Raw genomic sequence first — 22,406 nt, 5'->3', positions numbered from 1 at the left:
TAGTAACACAACAAACATAGGTAGCAACTCACATTTAGAGGTCTAAAAATTAATCGAACTGGTTTAAAATACGGTATATATAGAAGGCTATGCTCTTATTTTGGCAGATTAGCTCAAGGTTTGTAATTAGAAGAGGCTCTAATCACTAATTCAGACTTCATGGTAATGAGTGGAGACGAATGTAGGTCTGATTTATGACTCAAATGATCAAGCAATTTAGCTGCGATGACCTTCCCCATTTCGAAACCAGGATAATTAATGGTGGTAAGGGCTGGATCGATATTTCTTGAGATCAGGTCATTATTAAATCCTGCAAATTTTACGTCTTGGGGTATCTTAAAACCCTGCAATTTTAACTCATTCATACAAGTTGCGGCACAACTATCATTAGCTGCAAAAACACCATCGCCTTTTAGTTCTGCTATTAATTTTGCAGCAGCTATTCCAGCCTTTTCACTTAAATCGGTAACAATAAGCTGATTTTCATTAAAAGGTAAGCCAGCAGCCAGAAGTGCCCTTTTAAAACCGCTAGTTCGCTCCTTATAAACACTAACAGATTGGTGCCCTGTAATGTGAAAGATGTTTTTTGCACCCATCTCAATTAAATGTTGAGTAATTAAAAAGGCAGCATTTTCGTTATCAATAGTAACCGATGGAACGGTTAATCCATGTGGTGCACGATCAAAAAAAAGAACAGGTATTTTACGGTCTCTAAAAATATCAAAACCCGTTAAGCCATTACTGCCAGCAGCAACCGATACCAATAAACCATCAACCCTGTTGTTAAACATTGTTTTGAGGTTACTGATTTCTTTATCTACATTTTCCATGGATTGGCTAATGATTAAATTATAGCCTGCATCGTTTGTTACGCTTTCTATCCCTGAAATAACCTCAGACATGAAATAGCTATTTAACCGTGGCACAATTAAACCTATTGTATTGCTCCGTTGCATGCGCAAGTTTGCCGCAAAGGTATTGCTACGATACCCCATTGAAGTTGCCATTGCAATTATCTTTTGCTGTGTCTTTTTACTAACAAGCGAGTTTGCATTTAATGCTCTACTAACCGTTGAAGCGGAAATAGAAAGCTTTTCGGCAATGTCATATATGGTAACTTCTTTATGCATTATCTTTCTCGTCTAGATGAATTGATTTCAGGTAGTCTGATGGCGATATACCATATAGGGTCCTAAAACAGGTACTGAAATATTTTGCACTACTAAAACCAACGGTGTAAGCAATTTCGGTAATGTTACCCATACCTGCATCAAGGTATTGTTTTGCTCGTTTTAACCTCATGTCTCTAATAAATTCTACTGGGGCTTGTTGTGTAAGGCTTTTGAACTTTTTAAAGAAAGTAGCCCTAGCCATGTTTACGGTTTCGGCAACCGCATCTATATTAAATTTTGGATCGGTCATGTGCTCTTCTACAATTGTTATAATCTTTTGCAGGAAGAGTTCATCTTTAGAGGTTACCACAATTTGGCTAGGACCAAGATCCATTACCTTTTGCTTGGAAACAAACTGACCAAATACACGCTTGCGCTGATCGAGTATGTTTTCCATTGCAGCAAATAACAATTCATTATCAAAAGGTTTACTGATGTAATAGTCGGCGCCATATTTTAATCCTGTGATCTGACTTTCTAAGGCACTTTTAGCAGAAAGTAAAATCACTGGGATATGGCTAGTTTCTTGGTCATTTTTTAATTGATCTAACATTTCTATACCATCCATTTTTGGCATCATGATGTCACTTAAAATAAGGTCTGGTTGTATTTTCTTAGCCATTGCCAAGCCTTGCAAACCATCCTCAGCTGTTTTTACCCTATAAGTAGAACTGAGGTTAATGGCCAAAAACGAACGCATGTCTTCATTATCTTCTACTAAAAGGATGAGCTGTTTCTCATTTTCCTTTATCTCCTCTGCAGGTTCATTGTTGTTTTGAACTTGTAATCCAATGCTTGTTGTAGTAGATATTTTGACCTTCTCTTTTTCTGCTTTCGCCACATGGCTTGCTATCAATGGTAAACTAATAGTGATAGAAAGTCCTTGTTGCTCGCGATTTACAGCGCTAATGGTTCCATTATGGAGTTCTACCAACTCTTTTGCTAAAGCCAGACCAATTCCAGATCCTTTAAGCTGTTGCGTGTCTGGATGTTCGCTTTCATGATACAATAAGAAAATGTTTTCTAAATCATCCTCATTTACGCCACAGCCTTCATCGTTAACTACAATTTGAATGGCATTGGCCGCTTTAACCATGTTTACCTCAATTCGTTTTCCTGCCGGTGAAAACTTAAAAGAATTGCTCAACAGGTTGTAAATCACTGTCTCCATCTTATCAGCATCTGCTAAAACTTCAATTGACTCATCGCTAATTACCTCAAGCGTGATATGGTTAGCCCTAGCGGCTTCTTGAAAGTTTTCAGCCACTTCTTGTATAAAACTTTTCAGTTCAATTTTACTCAAGTTAAGTTTCGACTGTCCACTTTGTGCTTTTCTGAGGTCTAACAACTGATTTACAAAACGAACCATTCTTGTGGCATTTCTACTTACAATGGTTGCATATTCCCTACCCTGTTCAGTTAATTTTTCTTGTTGCAACAACTCTTCAATCGGATTTACAATTAAGGTAAGTGGGGTACGTAATTCATGAGATACGTTGGTAAAAAAAGTCATCTTTAAGGCCGTCATTTTTTGCTCAATGGCAATGCCTTGCCTTAAACGCAACATGGTAAACACAATTCTTCTGGTTACTGCTATAGCAATACAGAAAAGCAAGAAATAAATTAGGTAGGCCCACCATGTTTTCCAAGGTGGTGGTAATATGGTAATTTTTAATTCCTTGGCAGGAATGGTAGTATAGTTATCTAAATCGGGGCTTTTTACTTCTAAAAGATACTCTCCTGGTGGAAGATTGGTATAAGTTGCCCTTCTTTGGTTTTTGTTATCGTGCCAAGTGGTATCTAAACCCTTCATCCTGTACATGTAACTCTGCCTGTCTACTGAGCGAAAATCTAGAACTGTATAATCTACACTGATGGTATTTTCATTATATCTTAGTTTCAGTTCTTTGGTGTAATTGATGTTTTTTTGAAGTAAGCTTTCCTCACCTCCGATAGTTACATCTTCATTATTAACCTGTAAACCTGTAAAAGCAAGATTTGCATGAATGGCATGGTATTTAATTTGCGTCGGATCAAAACTGAGTATGCCTTTAATTGTTCCAAAAACAAGTTTACCATCTCTTGTTAGTTGACATGAAGCCTCTGAGAAACCATCTGTTGGCACCCCATCATAAGAATTGAAATTATCAAATTTACCTTTTGTGGGATCAAACCTGGTTAATGTACTTTTGGTAGCTATCCAAATTCTATTCTGGTTATCTTCTATACAACTTAAAATGTAATTGTTTCCTAAACCATTTTTGGTCGAATAAACGTTAAATTTAAGCGATTGTGAACCAGTCTTTTCAATAGCAAGATTTAAACCTCCACCTGATGTGGCTAACCACATTCTGTTTAAATGATCTTTAAGGATAAATTGGATGTCATTGTTGCCTAGGCTGTGCAAATCATCAGATTGTTTGGTATAGGTACTGAACTTCATGTTGTTTGTACCAACGGGTGTACCAATCACTAAGCCATCTGTTGAGCCAATCCACAACCTACCTCTTGCATCAAAAGCTAAATGCCTAATTTTATGAAAGAGAGTCGGATAACCATTTGACTTATCGTAAAACCTTTTAAAAATACGATCTCCTTTTTGAGGATCAATCATGTTTAATCCATAGTCAAAGGTACCTACCCATATTTTTCCCTGGTTGTCTTCGGCAATTGAATAAACTTGATTACTGCTAATTGAATTTGGGTTATTTTGTTCGGTTGCATAGTGCGTAAGGCGATAATTGGTATGCGAAGCATTCAAAGGTTCGGCCTTAAAAAGCCCATTTTCTTTAGTTCCAAGCCATATTACACCATTTCTTGCCTGGATAACCGTATACACCATTCCAATGCGATCTTTTGATCCATTTTCGAAAGTAATATTGGCAGGCATACCATTTTCATAAATGTAAAGCAGACCACTTTTTGCACCAACCCATAACCTATTGTGGTTATCACTCAACAATCCCCTAACCTCATTTTGAGATTTAAATAGACCTGGGTTAACTACTAAACTTTGCTTAAAATCATTTGGATGAAAGATTATTTTTTCTAGTCCACGTTGATCGGTATGTAGCCATATAATTCCGGCCGAGTCGTAAAAAGAACCAAAAGTAATGTTAGAGATGCGACGTTGAGCAGTCCCGGGCTCGTTATAGAAGTAATTGAACTTATTTGTTTTATGATCGAAATAACCAAAACCGCCATCTCTTAAAATAGACCAAACTGTTCCATTTTTATCTTCAAAAACCCTGTAATGATTATTGGGGATTGTACTGTTAAAAGTATCATTTCTCTGCAAAAACGTACTAAAGGTCTTATTTTGAATATCAAAACGAATTACTCCTTTTTGCTGAGGCTCAATCCACAAATCGCCTCTTCTATCTTCAAAAATGGAGAACAACCCCACTTGTTGACCATAATTATAACTACTCATCGACCCATGCCTAGGATCAAAGCTGATTAATTCTCCTAAGGCTGTGGTAACATGAACATCGCCAGTCTTTTTTGCCAGTAACATTCCATTGATTCTGCCATTGCTTACCCTTACACGATGATGGCTACCCGATCTTTTATCTAATACAACCAAATCTCCATTCGCAGTACCAAAATAAAGCTCCCCTTGGTTGGCCGCTACTGCAGAAAATTCTTCACCAGGTTTACCTCCAGTGTTCATTACTTGGGAACTAAACCTGGTGTTTCCCTTGCTAAAAATATGCAATAAGCCGTTCGAAGATCCAACCCAATAACTCAATTTATTTTCCCTAAAAATGAATTTAATCTTATCTGACGAAAGCCGTGTTTTAGGATCAATAACATTTGCAAAAATTTGACAAGTTGAATAAGCTAGGCTTACATCATCTACAACTAAAACACCTTTATTAATCGTACTCACCCAAAGTTTGCCATCCGCTACCATTAAAATTCGATCGAAGATCATCTTCTTTTGAAGTGACAGAATACTAGATAAAGAGGTAAAACGTTCTGTTCCTTTATCAAATCGATAAACCTCGCCATCATAAGATTTAACCCAAAGGTGATTTGCCTGATCTTCAAAAATCTGTTCTATCCTAACATTCTTGATTTGGGAAACTTGACCGGGAGAAGAAGTAAAAGAAGTAAAGTTATGTCCGTCAAAACGATTAATCCCGTTCCAAGTGCCAAACCACATGTAACCTTGACTATCCTTGTACATACAGGTAATGATGTCATGAGAAAGGCCATCTTCTGTAGAATAATGTTCTATCTTAACTGGGGGTTGAGCAAAGGCCTCGCCCATCAACATCAATAAGATCAAAGTAAACTTTAGCTTAAGAAAATATTTTAGTTTCATTCGATTCTTCTTCAATCAGGTAGGCATTACTTTAATCTTGCGTTAAAATAGCATTAAATTCTTCATCAGACACTATTATCTTCATTATGCAACGAACAGAAAATCATCATATAAATTCAAGTATATATGATTTACAGGTGCGTTAGGATGCCCTCCCGATAGCTATCGGGACAAGCTGAGCATGACGTGCCACTAAAGGTTTATTAGTCCAAAATTAATAAACCCATCCTTAATAGATAGGTTTTTATGAGTTCTTGTCTACAATTTTTATAATAAGATAGGCTCAACATCGGCCGAGCCTAATCTTATTATTATTTTAATAGGTCCATCTTGGATCGCCTATTGGTGCACTTGCACTACTTGCAGTCCTTAAAGGGGAATTAACAGGAAGTGTAAAAACATTCGTTGTTGCTGTCCAATCTAAAACTATAGCCAGATTACCCGCTTGAGAAGTATTGGTAGTTGGCAATGTAAGCGCAGTACCTGTTCCATTGGTAAAATTAAACGTATTGTTATAACTAAACACCATTGTTGTGCCTGCTCCGTTCGCCCTCATGACCACACCATTTACAGTACCAGCTGGTCTTGGCACATTGGCTATAATGCTATTTGTCATAGCAAACTTAACCGGGTTGGCATTGGCATCCATGAAAATATAATTGTTACTTGCACCAAAATTATTCAAGGTGCAATAATCTACGGTAATGGTTGGAGGCGTACTTGCAATTACGGTAGAACAAGTTAAAAAAGCCCTACCGATATTGTAAAAGGTAGATTTGGTTACCGTAAGCGAATTAAATTGCAACTTGTCTAAGTGGAAAAATGTATAACCCAGTGTAGAAGCCATATCATATACAATAGTGTTTTTTACTACAATTTGGTCCATCTTATAATCACTTGCTGCAGCCCCCCTATTTGCTCTCATGAAACTTGTGGTTGCACCATGAATAATACAGTTATTGATTTTCACATTTGCAAAATCTGCCTTTTCTGCATCTGCAGCAACACCTGTTGGATTAATGAAATACAATGACCCAGAAGCTGTTCCATCTAATTCTATACCATCAAGGCTGATGCCGGCGCCAGTTCCTCTTAAGGTAAACTCCCTAAAATTAACCTTGGTGTTTAATGGGTTGCCAGAAGTAGATTTTAAGGTAACCGATTTTTGCAAGAGCGTAAATACTGCCGAACCAGCGCTATATGTACCCGGATTAAGACCTATTATGGAATTGTTGGCAGCTGAATTAATTGCGGCAACCAAGTCGGCACCTGAATTAAGGATAACCGAATAAACGGTTACTGCCAGTGTAGAAATCTCCAATAATCCTTTGCTTTTTGCCCCAAGAAATAGCTCTGTACTGTACTTTACATCTGGTGTTAGGCCAGTAATTACTTTTACGCCAGCCAATGCATCTGCTACCGAAAGGCTAACCACAATTGGAGCACCCGTGGTAGGTGTTAAAGTGATTTTATCTAATCCAACAGTAGGTTTCCAACGAACGGTGATTTGAGTCTCCATGATTTCCAATTCGCGAACCGGTAAAAACAATTGCTCACCTGTTACGGTAAAACCATTACTTCTTTGCCATTGAGATTCAGGCTGATCTGCCGTAGCCAATGCCTTAACACGAGCATAATACTTTTTACGAACGGTTAGTTTCTCATCGGTTACGGTAACGCCCATTGTATCTGTTTTAACAGCAAATTCTGTAGTGGCAAAAGTAGTATCCTGAGAGAATTCTGTTAAATAAGAAAGTTTAAGATTTGAACTTAAAATTGGTGCTGCCCAAGTTAATTTTGCAGAAGTTTGATCTGTTTTAATTGATATAGCTCCCGGTTTAAACAAGCGAGGTGCCGCTAGTCCTTCATTTGGATCTTCTTTCTGGCAAGCCAGTATGGTAAACAACATGACCATTATCGGTAATACTGCTTTTAATGAAAATTTTGTTGTTTTCATGTTGATAGGTTTAATAGCCATAGTTCTGAACAATTTTAGTATTGTAGAGCCTTACATCGTTATGGAAAGGAAATACTTCTGCTCTATTTGATTCAAAATAGGTAGCAAAACCTGATGATTTTCCCGTGATGTACTCTTCGTTAATTGATGCTCTCCAATTTTTGGTGGTATAACCCGTTGGCGCACCTGATGTACCTAATCCTGGTTGAAATAAGGTAACAGAAGGAGAACCTCCGTAAGTATCTAACGTGTTAAACTCTTGTTGAGAAGGTATTACATTATAAACTGCCGGTTTTGCATAAACATATTTAGGCACATTTACATAAGCACCTTCACCGCTCATCAACTGACGAAGCTTAATACGAACTTCTGCGAACTTAGCGCCCATGATATTCCATCTGATCAAGTCATATTTACGAACTGCTTCTCCACCAAACTCTAACAAACGTTCTTTAACGATGGCATCAAAAAAGCCAGCATAATCTGTAGGCATTATAGGTATACGGCTTTCAAAACCCACAAAAGCACGACTTCTTACCTCTAAGAGTGCGGCTTGCGCTGCAGCAGAAGGGCCACTATTCAATTCATTATCTGCTTCTGCAAACATCAATAATACATCTGCAAAGCGAAGCACCGGCCAGTTTACCGCTAGGGTTTGTGTTGTACCAGCGATATTGGTCCATGACCTTCTAAATTTCGCATCAGTCATGTTATTAAGCGTATTCATTACTTTCTGAGAGTTTGCATCAATTTCATAAGACCCAATTGTTACATCTCTACGGCAATCTCCTAACTGATCAAATTCATAGAAGTAAGTTGCAATGGCAGTAACACCACCGCCTGTGCCACCAAAACGCGAAGAAGCATTAAATCTCATTCCGTCGTAGTAGCCAAGTTTGGTATCTGTTCTTGAGCCAGCACCAAAAGCACCAACTTCAAACATCAGCTCGTAGGTTGGATCAAAACGTGTACTGGTATGCAATGATTTAAATACATTCTCATACACTGGATTAAGGTTATGCTCTCCTCTTTTAGCCATGATGTCTTTACATTCATCCAAAGCAATTTGATAGTATTTTTTATAATCAGCACTGCGCACCATGGTATGACTTTCTTTATCCATCATGTAACCCCCACGGAAAAGCGCTATCCTAGCTCTAAGGGCTTTAACGGCTCCTTTAGTCCATCTTGTGCTGCCATAACCAGACTCGCTACGCCAAGGCACTAAATCCTCTGCTAGTTTTAGGTCTGCTAATAGTCTATCAAGGATAGCTGTTCCTGCTGTAACCGGAGCATCTAATTCTTTCACATCAAGAGAAGGTTCCCATTGTGCAACAACACTACCCCAGTTTCTTACCAAGGTAAAATAGAATAATGCCCTTAATGTCATCGCCTCTCCTAGATACTTACCCATTGTTGCTTTACTAGCGCCAGCATTAACATAAATAGGCGAATTATTAATGCCTTTGATACAGATGTTTGCTCTTTCTATTCCTGTATAAAGCTGGTTAAACGCTCCTAAAAGCTCGCCATTTGCACTACTGGCTAAGTGCATGCTGATACCTCTGCGGTCTTCGGGGCTATAACTTCCAGAAGTCTTAAAATCGTCTGTTGATAAGGACCAGATGGTACCTTCCTTGGTTAAGCCATTGTCTCCAGGTAAGAGGTTATATACCCCAATAAGGGCAGTATTTGCATATGAGGTGCTTTCAAAGGCTACTTCTTGTGAGATAGTTGAAGGGTTTTCAATATCTAAATATTTTTTACACGAACTACCAGCAAGGATAAAAGCCCCTATGCTTAACAGTACGATTGATTTTTTATATGTTGATTTCATTTTCAAATGAGCTAATGGTTAAAAACTGATATCTAGACCTGCCAATACATAACGGCTTCTAGGATAAGCTGCATAATCTACTCCTGGAGTTAATGGCCCTCTACGAGTATTCGCTTCTGGATCGTAACCAGTATATTTTGTGAAAGTATACAAGTTGTTAACTGTAGCGTAAATTCTGAATTTTGAGAACACTTTCGTTTTACTCAATAAAGATTGAGGAAGCGAATAACCAAGGGTGATGTTACTTACACGAAGGAAAGATCCATCTTCAATTGCATAAGAAGTTAAAATATATTGACCTCCTGCTGGCGTCCAAAACGTTGTATTTTGATTCATTGCAGCTAGTTGTGTAGGGTCAGTAACCCTGTTTCCATTGTCATCAAAAGATTTCCAACGATTGGCCACTACAGCTAACATGTTGTTGTCTTTATAAAGATATTGCCCAGTAAACTCAGTTTTGTTGGCATTGTAAGTTTTATTACCAACCGAGAAGTTCATGAAAACACTGGCATCAAAGTTTTTGTAGCTAAACTGTTGATTAATACCACCGGCAAACTTTGGAAACGCATTACCTAATACGGTTCTGTCATCTGTAGAAATGGGATCACCAGGATTTCCTGTCAGTTTTTTCAATTTCATGTCTCCAGGTTGTGGGTCTCTATTACCCAGTGCAATTGCCCTAGCACTCGGAATACCAGCTTTTAGAACGTACGAGTAAGTATTTGCCGTGGCATTAAAGGTGACGTCGAAATCACTTAATTCATAACGACCATCACTAACATATCCATAAAACTGGCCAATTGGCCCACCCACTTGTGCTAAGAAATCGAAGCCATTAATTCCGCCCGATGCAACAGCGTAAGAACTGTTAGGATTACCATACTGGTCGTTACCTAAACTAACAATCCTGTTTTTGTTGGTGTAAATATTGAAATTAATATTATAGCTAAAGTTTTTGGTATTAGCCACCACACCACTTAATTGCAATTCTATACCTTTATTTGAGGTTTTACCAATATTCTGTTGTTGATCTGTCCACCCAGAAGTAACTGGAACTTTCGCTAATAATAAGAGATCGTCTGTTGTGTTGTTATAGATATCTAAAGTCGCATTAAGCCTGCTATTGAAAAAAGCAAGGTCTAATCCAAGGTTTCTTGACACTGTAGTTTCCCATCTAATGTTTGGATTAGCCAATGCATTTGGGGCAAAACCTGGCGTTACAGATTCGTCAATTGCATAACCATAATTACTTCCTCCTAAGTACAATACTTTCCAAAGATCAGTTGCAATACGGTTATTTCCACCTGCACCATAACTAGCTCTAATTTTTGCACTACCCAACCATTTAAGATCAAGGTTTTTCATGAACTCTTCTTCACTTAAACGCCAAGCCAATTGCCCTGAAGGGAACAGCGCATTGCGATTTTCTGGGGCAAAAAGAGAAGATGCATCATTACGAACAATAAATGAAGCAAGGTACTTTCCTTTGTAGTTGTAAGAAGCACGACCAAACAAAGAGAAAAGCCTGTTCTGACCTTCTGAAGTAGTTGGGGCATCTTGCACACCTCCAGTTGGTGGTGTTGCTTTTTGTATACCTGCAAAAGCTTGTTCTGCTGTTAAATCTACTGGCAACCACTTCGTGGTACTTGCTGCATTACGTGTTCTACTTTGGTTAATTTCCTGACCAGCTAACAAACCTATTTTATGTGATTTACCTAAGACAAAATCATAGGTAACAGTATTGGTGTTGATTAAAGTAAGTGTAGAGGCATTACTTAAATTTACTACAGGTAAATTAGCATTTTGCCTTGCAATACCCGTAACCGCACTATTAAATTGATCTGTTCTACGTTCGGCATTGGTAACCCCAAAAAGAGATTTAATAGTTAACCCTTTAATTGGTGTAAACTGAGCATTCCCACTGGTAACCAATTGATTATTGTAATCGTTTTTAGTAACCGAATAGGCACTTAAAACTGGACTTGTTAAATTAGTTAAGTTAGCATAGTCTGGATCGAACTCATCAATATCTGTGCTTTGACCCGGTTCATCATAAGGACGGTAACGTACGCCGTTTCTTAAGCTGTTGTTACTTTGGCTACCCGTATTGGATGTTCCTGCACCGTACACCTTCTGACGGCTATACCTAGCATTAAAGCCAAAACGAAACTTATCAGAACTAGAGTTATCAAAACGGAAAGAAACAAAAGTACGAGCAGCTCCTGAGTTGAGCATGATACCATCTTCTTTGTAGTTATTAACGTTTAAGTTGTAACTCGAAGTTTTTGTACCTCCATTGATGGTCATGTTTTCTGTATGAGAAAAAGCCTCACGACCAAATACCCTATCTTGCCAATCTGTAAAAGGAACATTTTTATAAATATCTAAATCTGAGTAAGCACCAAATCTCTTTACAAACGCTTCTCTATCGGCTATGCTACCATTATAAAGTTGGTATTGATACATCACATAATCATAAGGTTTCATTACGTCTAACACATTGGTAATCTGACGAACACCAGCATAGCTACTTAAAGAAACAACAGTACGCGAGTTTCTACCCGATTTAGTAGTGATTAAAACAACACCGTTAGCACCCCTTGCACCATAAATTGCGGTAGAGGCCACATCTTTTAATACATCTATCGACTCAATCTCTTGTGGAGATACAACTGAAAGCGCATTTTCTAGTTGTACACCATCTACAATGTATAGTGGAGAGTTGTCTTGCGTAATAGAACTACCCGCTCTTACACGTACCGTAATCTCAGCACCTGGTTTTCCTTCTGAAGTAACCACAGAAACACCAGCTAATTTTCCGGCAAGGGCTTCGGCTGCTGTTGCTACGGGGAAATCTTTTAAGTCTTTGGCGCTTACTGACGATACCGCTCCAGTGATGGCGTCTTTTGAGACTTTGCCATAACCAATGTTAATCACTTGAACTTCGGCAAGTGTACTTTCATCATCTTGGTTCATTTCAAAAAGAAGTTCTTTTTTGTCGCCAACACTAAGCTCTACAGATTTAGAGCCAATGTAACTTGCAACCAATGTGGTATTGCCTGTTGTTGGGATGTTGATCTTGAATTTTCCACCGGCATCTGTGATAACTTGGGTTTGAGTGCCTTTAATGGTAATGGTTACGCCGACCAGGATTTGATCATCTTTGTCGACCACCTTTCCTGTTACCGTTCGAGTTTGGGCCCATACAGACGCACAACAGCACAACAGCAACAGTGTTTGAAGTAAAATTTTTTTCATATTTGGTTGGTTGTTTTTCTTGACCATTTGTGGTTTTGGCTTCCACAAGTGACCGATTATAAATATTTGGTTATTGTATCTTGGTCATCCTTTTAATTCTTGCGCTTGAATTTCGGGATGAATGATTTAGATACCATACAAACTTAGTTCATGGCACCATAAATGAGGGTTCACTAATTGATATAATAGGTTCAAATATTGATTTAGAAGCGCATTTAACGCTACGTTCAACCGATTGCATTAATATTGCATTTTTTAGCGTGATTAGCTAAAATAGCAGTGATTTTCAGTAAATATGGGCGTCATTGCCAACTCGTCCGCTAACTATCAGAAGGTAATCCTATTGCTTTGCAACGCAGAATAGCTAATTGCAGTTTTTTGAAAATATACGGCGTCATTGCCAGCTTGACTGGCAATCCTAATGCTTTGGAAGGCAGGAAGAGCTATTCGTAGTGCTTTACGATACCTCCCTTATCGGGAGCGAGGAGATATCTGTTCGCCAATAAACTACTGACCTCAGCATCGCACAGGCTAATTCAGTGTCCAAGAAAAATAGAGACTTCTCCTCAATGAAGAATTGAGTTCGAAGTAACGGTAATTATATACTTAACAAGAAAACTTACTACTTATAAATAACCGCACTCTCACTAGCACCCCCTTTAAGTTCAAGCGTTTTACCTGTAGATTTTAAATCCGTACCCTGAACTTGAATGCGCTCATTCCCTACTCCATTTACCTGCAATAAACTAGGAAGGCCATTGTTATATTGCACCTTATTTATACTGATATCCTTACTGCCAGTAAGTGAGAAAACTGGCACCTGATTTTTAACAACGAAACGAACATTATCAAATTTAATCTGAGTGGCATCCGTCAATTCAACACCCTTATCGGCAGCGATGGTAGAGTTGCTAAGCGTAATATTTTGCACATTCATTTCAGACAAACCCCTTATAAAAACCGCAATCTTAGCGCCGTTGCAAATGATGTTATCGAAAACCATGTTACGGAATATTGGGGTTCCTTCATTCACTACAGGCGTTTCATCACGTTTGCCGTCGGTAGCAAACTTTACAAAATAAAACATGTCAAAAAAGATAGCTTCTTGAAGAATATCTTTCATTGTTAAGTTCCTGGCATAAATATTTTCTACCACTCCGCCTCTTCCTCTAGTCGATTTAAACCTTAAACCCTTATCTGTTCCCATAAAAGTACAGTTCTCGATAAAGATGTTATTCGCACCTCCACTCATCTCGCTACCAATTACCACAGCACCATGGCCGCTATAAACCAGATTACCCCTAATGATTCCTTGAGCAGAAGGAATGCCTCTTTTCCTACCCTCTTCATCTTTTCCAGATTTAATGCAAATGGCATCATCTCCCACATCTAACACGCTATTTTCTACGATAAAACGAGTACATGATTCGATATCAATACCATCGCCGTTTTGCGCATAATGCGGATTTTTAACCCTAATACCAGAAATAGTTAAATCTTCACACATCAATGGATGAAGGCACCAAGCCGGAGAATTTTGAAAGGTAATGCCTTCAATTAATACCTTTTTACAGTTTTTAAGCACTAAAAGGTTTGGTCTAAGGAAATCTTTCATGTCAGCAAATGCACTCAAATCCATTCCTGGCTGTATGAGCATGCTTTTGCCTTTTACTTGCGCTTGCTTAAACTGTTCGCTCGGATACCAAGTCTTTCCGTCATCGCTTAACACACCTCCAGAAGCTATTTTTTCTTTCCATTGCGATGCGGTAAGTGGCCCTTGACCAACAGCACGCCATACATCACCACTGCCATCAATAACACCTTTACCTGTTATGGCTATGTTTTGTAGATTTTTTCCATTAATGGGCGATTCATTTCTTGCCGCACTTTTCCCTTCATAATCTCCTTCTACAATTTTATACTTGCTTTTATCAGTTGTAAAAACCAAATGTGCTCCTTGTTTAAGGTGCAAGTTCACTCCGCTTTTTAAATATATTGGTCCAGATAACCATAGCCCTGCTGGGATAAGCACCACACCACCACCTTTTTTGCTGCAATCGTTAATGGCGTTATTAATAGCTTCAGTATTTAAATAAATTCCGTCTGCAACTGCACTATATTTAACGATATTAAAAGTATCCTTCTTAAATACTGGTTTGCTGATTACAGGAAGGTTGTTCCAAGAAAATGTTTTTGTTTTAGCTGTTTGTCCGTAAACCAACGAAGAAACAGTTAACATGAAGGCAGTAAAAATTGTAGTTTTCATCTATAAATATTTGGAAGGTTATTTTTTTAAGGTTGAAGGAATAATAGACATTTCTACCATCCATTCTTCGCAGAGTTTTGTCCACATTTCTGTAGAACCTGGGTTATTACGTAAAGCGATAGCGTGACCACCTTGCGGAAATACGTGCAAAGTGCTAGTCACCTTATTTTCTAGCAACGCTTGATAAAACAACAGGCTATTGTGTGGGTCTACGGTTTTATCATCAAACGCATCAGCAATAAAACACATTGGTGTATTTTTAGTAACCTGCAATTGAGTAGAATACTGCTTTATGATTTCTGGTGTAGGGTTTTCGCCCAATAAATTTTTCTTACTTCCCTTGTGTGCATATGCGCCCATGTCAATTACAGGAGAAACCAATATCATGAAATTAGCAAGAGCAGAGACAGTATCTAACTGGTCGCCTATTTTAACGATATCGGCCGGTGCCGTACCCACTAAGCTTGCCAAATGCCCACCAGCAGACGAACCCTGTATGCCTATTTTATCGGGCTTGATACCCCATTTAACGGCATTATTACGAATTACTTTTATAGCACGTTGTGCATCTTGCAAAGGTGCTTTTTCTCGTTCTACTAAATCAGGGTCGTTTGGCAACCTATAGTTTAATACAAAAGCAGAAATACCCAGCGTATTAAACCATTTAGCTAACTGTGTACCACTAATCACATAAGCTAATCGTTCGTAACCACCACCCGGACAAATAACTACTGCAGCACCCTTATTTTCTTGTGTACCAGGAAAAAAGCAATACATTCCAGGTGTAGCCACTCTGTATACTCTCTCATTGGCAATACTGTCTTTTCGCTTGGTACCTTTTGAATTTGGAATTTTATTTACAGGGTACAGCGGCAAAAACTCTTGTGCTTTGGCAAAATACGTGGTAAACAATAAGAGGAAAAGTACTTTTTTCATGATTGATCCAGTGGTTTAGAATTCAGGATTCCAAGACCCGAAGATGTTTTTTAGGGTATAAGCTTTTGCCTGTTTACCTGTTAACTGTTTAGACCAAGGCACACGCTCCGTAGTTTTGGCTCCTTCTCCTGTATTTGCATATTCAGCGTAAAAGGCGGTTTTATCCTTATCAGCAAACATCGGGTCGCCTGCCCAGGCATTCCATCCAACTGGGATAATATGTGAGCCTAAATTGCACCTGATAAATACGGTTTTTGCAAATGGTCGCCATGGTCTGCCCAAGAAAACTTTGGTTGCTGTTGGCGCTGCAATTAAATCGCAATCTAAAAAGACGTAGCCAAAACGTTGTTCTTTTGTGGTAGATGCTGCCGTGATATAAGAATTAGATAAACTTTTGATGGTGCATTTACTAAACACCACAGTCGCCTCACCGAAAATAAAATCTGTTGTACCTACAATAAGGCAAGATTCAAAATAATTCCTTCCATCCTTAGAAGTATAAAGTGTATCCTGATTACCTAAAAAAGCACAATTTCTAGCGGCAAAACGATCAGCTTCCACTGTTAATGCAACTGCTTGACCTACTGTTCCAGCTGTATTTTCTATGGTTAAATTTTCTAATCTACAGTCGTTTCCCTGAACTAAAACGGTGTAAGAAGTGTAGGTGCTGTATTTCGCATTACCCGTAAAATCCTTTGTCGGAAAAACTTTACCAGAATAATCTGCATTGGTAATAATGGTGTTTTCCTTGCTTTCGCCAATGATGGTAATGTTCTTTTTCCAAGCTGGTATAACTAACTTTTCTTGGTACTTACCTGCTTTAACTTCAATGGTGATCCTTGTTTGCATGTGATCTCTAACGGAGTTTACGGCCTCTTGAATGGACTTGAAGTTACCAGTTCCATCTTGTGCTACAGTTATTTTTTTGATGTTAGCTTGTTGTGCAATGGCATTGGGTAGCGATAAAATGCTAATTAACATTGCAATAAGTATTCTTGATATCATGTGTTTTATTTAATATTTGGTCGTGTTAATATCTAATTAATGAGTGTAACCTGTTTTTATTTAAAAACCTTCTCTACAAAAGCAGTAATATGATTTACCGTCAAATCAAACCAAGGTTGGTATAAACAGAAGGAATGGGGCGAATCTTTAAAGCTTACAATTTCGGTATAAATTCCTTTGTTATCCATAAGTTTCTTAAAATCATCACGACCTGCATGCATTCTTTCTACCGAGCTATTCAAAAACAGGAATGGAACTTTATTCTCGTTTGCATAAGTAAAAGGTGACGCCTCCTTCCATACATCTAATCTTTCATTACCTGCATAACCAAGCCACATCGCAGAAGCACCGTTTTTATTGGTGTTAATGTTTTGTGCTTCAGAAGATGCTGGATGAACAAAGGAAAGTGTGCCATCAATATCTATCACGGCATTTACCTTACTTGAGTATTTGATGTTGCCGATATCACCCTCCAATTTTTCAACATTCTCTGTTACCCCAACCAAAGAAGCCAAGTGACCACCTGAAGAAAAACCAAGTAATGCAATTTTATTGGTATCTACATTAAATTTTTTAGCATTTGCTTTTAACCATCGCACAGCAGATTTAACATCAAAAACACTAGCTGGGTAAAGTGCTTCTGTTGATAAGCGATACTCAACAGTAAAAGATGCCACTCCTTTTGCAGCCAAATGTTGGGCCAAGGGAATATGCTGACTCCTATCTCCAGACCGCCAACCACCACCATGTATAATCAATATTGCAGCCGTTTTATTTTTTACCTTGGGGATAAAAGCATCTATAAGCAAGCTACGTTTACCGAGATTTACATAAGTTAGATTGCGTTTCTCGGTCACACTGGGCATTTGTTGCTCGCTAACGAGTTTTATGAAAGGATATTTTTTAAGGTTATTGCGAAAATCACGTTGACTGTTATAGCTGGTGTCTCGAACTCCCGTAAGCCACTCTTTATGCTGTTCTTGCGCATTTGCGACACTTGAAATTGCAAGAATAAAAAGCAGGTACTTGAGCATAATTGGTTTGATAAATCACAAACTTAATTGAAACCAAACAATAAGTTGGTTCAGAAATCGGTATAATAGGTTCAAAGACTGGTCTTTTTAAGCGCAACTACTTCGCATTAATCCATTCTTGAGGAATATTGATCACACAAATATTCATAGACCTATTATCTGCAGCTAACATTGCCGATTGGATTTGGATTTTTGTGCCATCAGGATTCATTGTAGGGTGAGGGTGATCAGAAGCGGTTTGTTTGTGACCAGCAGACAACAACCTCATCTCGTGTGTATTTCTATCAATCAGGTAAATACTTCTCGAAAAATCATCTCCCACTGCCCATCTGCCATCTGACGATCCGCTTACATGCCAAAGACCACTACCGCTAGTCGTTTGTCCCACAATAGTCATTTGCCTGGTTCTTAAATTAACAATACCTAATCCTGTAGGTTTTTCACGAGTGCCAGATGGACCCCAAGCTGTTTCTTGCCCTGGATTGGCACCACCAACACCTGTTTGAGGAGCTGCAGTACCATCTGTTCCTGCTATTTTTCGATGCCCCATGATGGCTATCGCCACTTCATCACGAGAAATTACGGCTTCATGCGTAACCCATTCATGATCTGCCTCAGGATATAACGGTCGTAAGCCGGTACCATCTGCTAAAACGGTCCAAGTGCGTTGTGGAGACTTGCCTCCTGTTTCCCAACAGAAAACGATCTCTCCTGCCACCCAAGGATTGGTTTGAATATGACCAACTTGAAAAGGTACAGAAATAACATATTTAATTTCACCAGTATTGATATTCATTGCTGCAATACCTGATGGTCCTGCTCCCATTTTCCTTGGACCAAAACTTGGTTCTAACTTAGTGCCGGCTTTAAGATGTCGAGCTGCTTCCTCCTTACCTACTCTAAAATAAGCCCAATCTTCTGCTCCATCTAGTGCCATGTCTCCCCCAGCACCTATTGTCGCAGGCGTTGTACCGCAAATACGCTGATAAGAGCTAGCGGCTTTCATTTTGCCAGCTTTGCTATCGACAAACACCTTAGCTAAATCTACTTCAATGATTTGTACTGCACCGCCACGTTTGGTTGTATCTACATTTCTCATGAAATACAGCTTCATCGACTTTCTAGCAATATTTAACATTCCAGTATAACCACCTTCAGTTACTTGAACCATCTCTCCTGTTTGCTCATTTACCGCCATTGCCTCGCCACGAACCCTGCCAGAACGAAATATTAACCATTGCCCATCTGCAGTCCACTGGTTATGTGTTTGATAAATCTTCGAATCGCCAACAGGTGTGCTGGTTAAAAACACAAGCTCAACTCCTGTTAAGGGGTCTTTAATTACCTTTCGCTCTGAAGGAAAACGCCTACCAATTTGAGCATTAGCTATATTAGCAATCAGCACAACTAAAGCTGTAACAAGAAATAAATAGGGTTTACGTTTCATGGTTTATTGAAATTAATTTATCTATTCTCCCGCTGATTTTGCAGATTGCGCAGATCATATCCATTCTTTATCTGCCTAATCTCCGTTATCTGCGGGAAGTTATTTTTATCATCCATTTCCCCGCTGATTTGGCAGATTGCACAGATCATATCCATTCTTTATCTGCGTAATTCCCGTTATCTGCGGGAGTTATTTTGGTCATCCATTTCTCCCGCTGATTTAGCAGATTGCACAGATCATATCCATTCTTTATCTGCCTAATCCCCGTTATCTGCGGGAAATATTTTAGTTGGTTAAAATGTTCTCTTTAGGCATGGCAAACTGTTGTGGTGCATCAGATTTCGGCAAACCAAAATAAAACAGTAACGTTCTTTTCTTTGTGGTATTGATGTGGTTTAACTCTCCCAACGGACCTAAATTCTTCGCATCAGGTGTTACATTTAAAGCCAGTTTACTTCCAATTGGAGGTATTGCATCTAAAAAGGAAATATCGCCCAATGGCAAAGCCGGATAAGAAGCAACGCCACTTAAACCATAAAAATTAAACAGCCTTACATATAAATCATTCTCTGGCGAAGCGATGGTAAACTTACCTTGTACCGTATTCATCTCTAACCAAACCACATCAGAAAAATAGCCTTTAAACTCTGGATAGATCCAAGGTGCGCTTCCTGTATGTGTATTGTTATTCCTGTTTTCCCAAACATTATAAACCCCACCCTGTGTACGGTTTTTCCATACTCTTGATGGACCTTTACCCAACCATTTTGCACCTAGCACAAAGTTCTCAGGATAGTTAAAACTAATTCCCGCAAACCTATAGTCGCCATTAAGTGCATATTCATAAGTCATTTCTAACCAGCCATTAGCATTCATTTTCCATTTAACAGATTTCATATCGCCGGTATAACTTGATTCTACCACATAGCCATCTCCCTCTTTGTATGCTTTCAAATCCGTAAACGTTGCATTTCCAGAAACGAGAACTGGACCATTATTGAAAGATAGGGCTGCACTGGTTTCATTGGCCAATTGGATTAATTTACCTGATTTTTTGCTTAATGTTACTGATATTCCGCTTGCTTTCATGGTTATCGTTGTATCACCTTCGGTGGTTACTACGCCTGTTGCGTTTGCAGGTTTTCTATCTAATGATTTTATAAATAAGGCTGTATTAGATTTTATTTTCCAAACCCATCTATAAACTTCGTTTCCAGTAGGATCATAAGCCATTAAAGCTAAGCCATCATGGTTTTTCCAATCTTGAGGTAAATCTATTTTTAACTTCCCTTTAGCTACTGGAGCTATTGATGGTGCCGTAGCGCTTCCTTGTTTTACAACAACATAGCCATTGTTTCTATCTTCTTGCCCTTTAAAATTAATTAATTCCCATTTAAACCTACACTGATTGATATTGGTAAAATGGTATCTGTTTTCTACTTCAATCTCACCATTAAACGCTGTTGGTAAAACTTTTAGATCTATTTTAACGGGGCTATAAATTTCGCGAATGGCATAAGCACTGCCTTCTTTTTCTCGGTGCGGACCAACCAATCCGTCTGGTGCGTTAACTCCATTTACATCTATGATGTTATTTTGATCTGTGCGAACAATACCTTCATCAGCTAAATCCCAAATAAAACCACCTGCTCCTTTTTTTTCATTCCAATGCAAATCCCAAAAGTCAGCTAAAGAGGCAGCTCCACCACCATCATCCTGTGCATGTAAAAACTCTGTTGGCATATAGATATTCGTATCTGCCAGTATTTTCTTAGAACTGTAAAAATCCTCGTAATGGTTACAATCTATGCCGTTAAAAGCATTACCTGGTTTATGGTGAGCGTGAATTACAGTTCGTTTTGACAGGTCGTATTTTCCGTATTCGGCATCTAAATCAAAATTATGCCCACCTTCGTTTCCATTGCTCCAAAAAATAATTGATGGATGGTTTACATCTCTGATCACCATTTCTTTTACCAAAGGGATACCTGCTTTTGTGCTGTATGCCTTTTGCCAGCCTGCCAATTCATCCAAAACATAAAGTCCAAGCGAATCACATAAATTTAAAAAACTCTGATCTGGCGGATAATGAGAACAACGTACCGCATTCATGTTCATTTCCTTAATTAGTTTTACATCCATTAAATCTATAGCCGGATTAATGGCTCTCCCAGTTTCTGGCCACCAAACATGTCGGTTAACACCCTTCATTTTTATTTTGGTTCCGTTCAGGTAAATACCATCGCTTTTTCTAATCTCCAAGGTTCTAAAGCCAAATTTTTCTTTAGTCTGATAAATACTTTGACCAGCATTTTGAACCGAAATATTAACCTGGTAACGATTTGGTGTTTCAGCTGTCCACAGCTTTGGATTTTTAACAGTGGCTTTTACATTAGCTAAAGAATCTGATGTGGTGGTTGTTTTTCCAGTTGCTACAACTTTACCTTTATCGTCTACAATTTCAGCCAAGATAGTACGACCAGCCTTTACATTTTTTAGATGGACATTCATGTTGAATGTGCCATCGGCCTTGGCATCAATAGCTATCCATTCGATGTGTTCTTTCGGGAAAGCTTCTAGATATACAGGTCTAAATATGCCACCAAAAATCCAGTAATCGGCCAAACGTTCTGCATTGTTAACCGAATTATCGGATGACATTTTACTAACGGTAGCTTCTAGTTGATTGAGTTTACCAAAGTTTAGCTTATCACTAATGTTGTATCTAAATCTATAAAATGCACCCTTATGAGTTGGTCCGGCAGATTTACCATTAATCTTCAATTCCGTATCAGTCATCGAGCCCTCAAAAACAATGAAAACATCTTTGCCCTTCCAACTTAAGGGAATATTAAAACTATGTCTGTAAATTCCTTTCTCGTCTGCAAAGCGAAAGTTTTTTCCGTAGGTTACATAATCACGACCGTAATTGTACGAACCAAAGCCTTGTTGTTCCCAGTGTGAGGGCACTTCTATTTTAGACCAAACACCGCTTTTCCTGCCACCAGTAGCCCAAAAATCCCAGGTTTTAGTGTGTATATTATCTGTACCCGAAAGATATTGAACTTGTTTTACAGGTTTAGTTTGTGAAAAAGCTTGTAAGTTGATTAACATGAATACGGCTAAGCCAAAACCGCTTATTTTTAAATTCATATGATGATATT

11 protein-coding genes are annotated in these 22,406 nt (G+C 38.6%); all 11 read right to left on the bottom strand.

Annotated elements, in window-relative coordinates:
• Window positions 1-113: 113 nt before the first annotated feature.
• Window positions 114-1,130 (bottom strand): LacI family DNA-binding transcriptional regulator, encoded by a 1,017-nt coding sequence (locus EZ428_RS13035; RefSeq protein ID WP_131553606.1) that lies wholly within the window; start codon window positions 1,128-1,130, stop codon window positions 114-116.
• A complete protein-coding gene (locus tag EZ428_RS13030; RefSeq protein ID WP_131553605.1) occupies window positions 1,123-5,502 on the bottom strand; it encodes a hybrid sensor histidine kinase/response regulator transcription factor in 4,380 nt (1,459 codons plus the stop codon). Before EZ428_RS13030 ends, EZ428_RS13035 begins: the two co-directional genes overlap by 8 nt.
• 316 nt (window positions 5,503-5,818) lie before the next feature.
• Entirely contained in the window at window positions 5,819-7,459 is a 1,641-nt protein-coding gene (locus tag EZ428_RS13025; RefSeq protein ID WP_165501771.1) for a DUF4957 domain-containing protein, read from the bottom strand.
• Between the two features lie 10 nt (window positions 7,460-7,469).
• Window positions 7,470-9,296, bottom strand: coding sequence for a RagB/SusD family nutrient uptake outer membrane protein (locus EZ428_RS13020; protein ID WP_131553603.1), 1,827 nt, complete (start codon window positions 9,294-9,296; stop codon window positions 7,470-7,472).
• A gap of 18 nt (window positions 9,297-9,314) precedes the next feature.
• Window positions 9,315-12,554, bottom strand: coding sequence for a SusC/RagA family TonB-linked outer membrane protein (locus EZ428_RS13015; RefSeq protein ID WP_131553602.1), 3,240 nt, complete (start codon window positions 12,552-12,554; stop codon window positions 9,315-9,317).
• A gap of 622 nt (window positions 12,555-13,176) precedes the next feature.
• Window positions 13,177-14,820, bottom strand: a complete 1,644-nt coding sequence (locus EZ428_RS13010) for a glycoside hydrolase family 28 protein (RefSeq protein WP_131553601.1) — start codon at window positions 14,818-14,820, stop codon at window positions 13,177-13,179.
• Between the two features lie 18 nt (window positions 14,821-14,838).
• Window positions 14,839-15,756, bottom strand: coding sequence for an alpha/beta hydrolase (locus tag EZ428_RS13005; protein ID WP_131553600.1), 918 nt, complete (start codon window positions 15,754-15,756; stop codon window positions 14,839-14,841).
• 15 nt (window positions 15,757-15,771) lie between these two features.
• On the bottom strand, window positions 15,772-16,761 hold the full coding sequence (locus EZ428_RS13000) for a pectinesterase family protein (protein WP_205945701.1): 990 nt from the start codon (window positions 16,759-16,761) through the stop codon (window positions 15,772-15,774).
• Window positions 16,762-16,817: 56 nt separating this feature from the next.
• Complete coding sequence (locus EZ428_RS12995; protein WP_131553599.1) at window positions 16,818-17,795, bottom strand: alpha/beta hydrolase; 978 nt, start codon at window positions 17,793-17,795, stop codon at window positions 16,818-16,820.
• Between the two features lie 97 nt (window positions 17,796-17,892).
• On the bottom strand, window positions 17,893-19,242 hold the full coding sequence (locus tag EZ428_RS12990; protein ID WP_165501770.1) for a TolB-like translocation protein: 1,350 nt from the start codon (window positions 19,240-19,242) through the stop codon (window positions 17,893-17,895).
• A gap of 285 nt (window positions 19,243-19,527) precedes the next feature.
• The gene (locus EZ428_RS12985) at window positions 19,528-22,395 is read right to left on the bottom strand and encodes a glycoside hydrolase family 2 protein (RefSeq protein ID WP_131553598.1); all 2,868 of its coding nucleotides are present in this window, start codon (window positions 22,393-22,395) and stop codon (window positions 19,528-19,530) included.
• Between the last annotated feature and the right edge of the window lie 11 nt (window positions 22,396-22,406).

The sequence above is a fragment of the Pedobacter frigiditerrae genome, from assembly GCF_004331645.1.
Lineage (GTDB): Bacteria > Bacteroidota > Bacteroidia > Sphingobacteriales > Sphingobacteriaceae > Pedobacter > Pedobacter frigiditerrae.
This window is presented reverse-complemented; position numbering and strand designations above follow the sequence as displayed.

Excerpts from the sequence above, each read along its gene's own strand:
- EZ428_RS13035 (WP_131553606.1), bottom strand. The coding sequence starts at position 1,130 with ATGCATAAAGAAGTTACCATATATGACATTGCCGAAAAGCTTTCTATT.
- EZ428_RS13030 (WP_131553605.1), bottom strand. The coding sequence starts at position 5,502 with ATGAAACTAAAATATTTTCTTAAGCTAAAGTTTACTTTGATCTTATTG.
- EZ428_RS13025 (WP_165501771.1), bottom strand. The coding sequence starts at position 7,459 with ATGAAAACAACAAAATTTTCATTAAAAGCAGTATTACCGATAATGGTC.
- EZ428_RS13020 (WP_131553603.1), bottom strand. The coding sequence starts at position 9,296 with ATGAAATCAACATATAAAAAATCAATCGTACTGTTAAGCATAGGGGCT.
- EZ428_RS13015 (WP_131553602.1), bottom strand. The coding sequence starts at position 12,554 with ATGAAAAAAATTTTACTTCAAACACTGTTGCTGTTGTGCTGTTGTGCG.
- EZ428_RS13010 (WP_131553601.1), bottom strand. The coding sequence starts at position 14,820 with ATGAAAACTACAATTTTTACTGCCTTCATGTTAACTGTTTCTTCGTTG.
- EZ428_RS13005 (WP_131553600.1), bottom strand. The coding sequence starts at position 15,756 with ATGAAAAAAGTACTTTTCCTCTTATTGTTTACCACGTATTTTGCCAAA.
- EZ428_RS13000 (WP_205945701.1), bottom strand. The coding sequence starts at position 16,761 with ATGATATCAAGAATACTTATTGCAATGTTAATTAGCATTTTATCGCTA.
- EZ428_RS12995 (WP_131553599.1), bottom strand. The coding sequence starts at position 17,795 with ATGCTCAAGTACCTGCTTTTTATTCTTGCAATTTCAAGTGTCGCAAAT.
- EZ428_RS12990 (WP_165501770.1), bottom strand. The coding sequence starts at position 19,242 with ATGAAACGTAAACCCTATTTATTTCTTGTTACAGCTTTAGTTGTGCTG.
- EZ428_RS12985 (WP_131553598.1), bottom strand. The coding sequence starts at position 22,395 with ATGAATTTAAAAATAAGCGGTTTTGGCTTAGCCGTATTCATGTTAATC.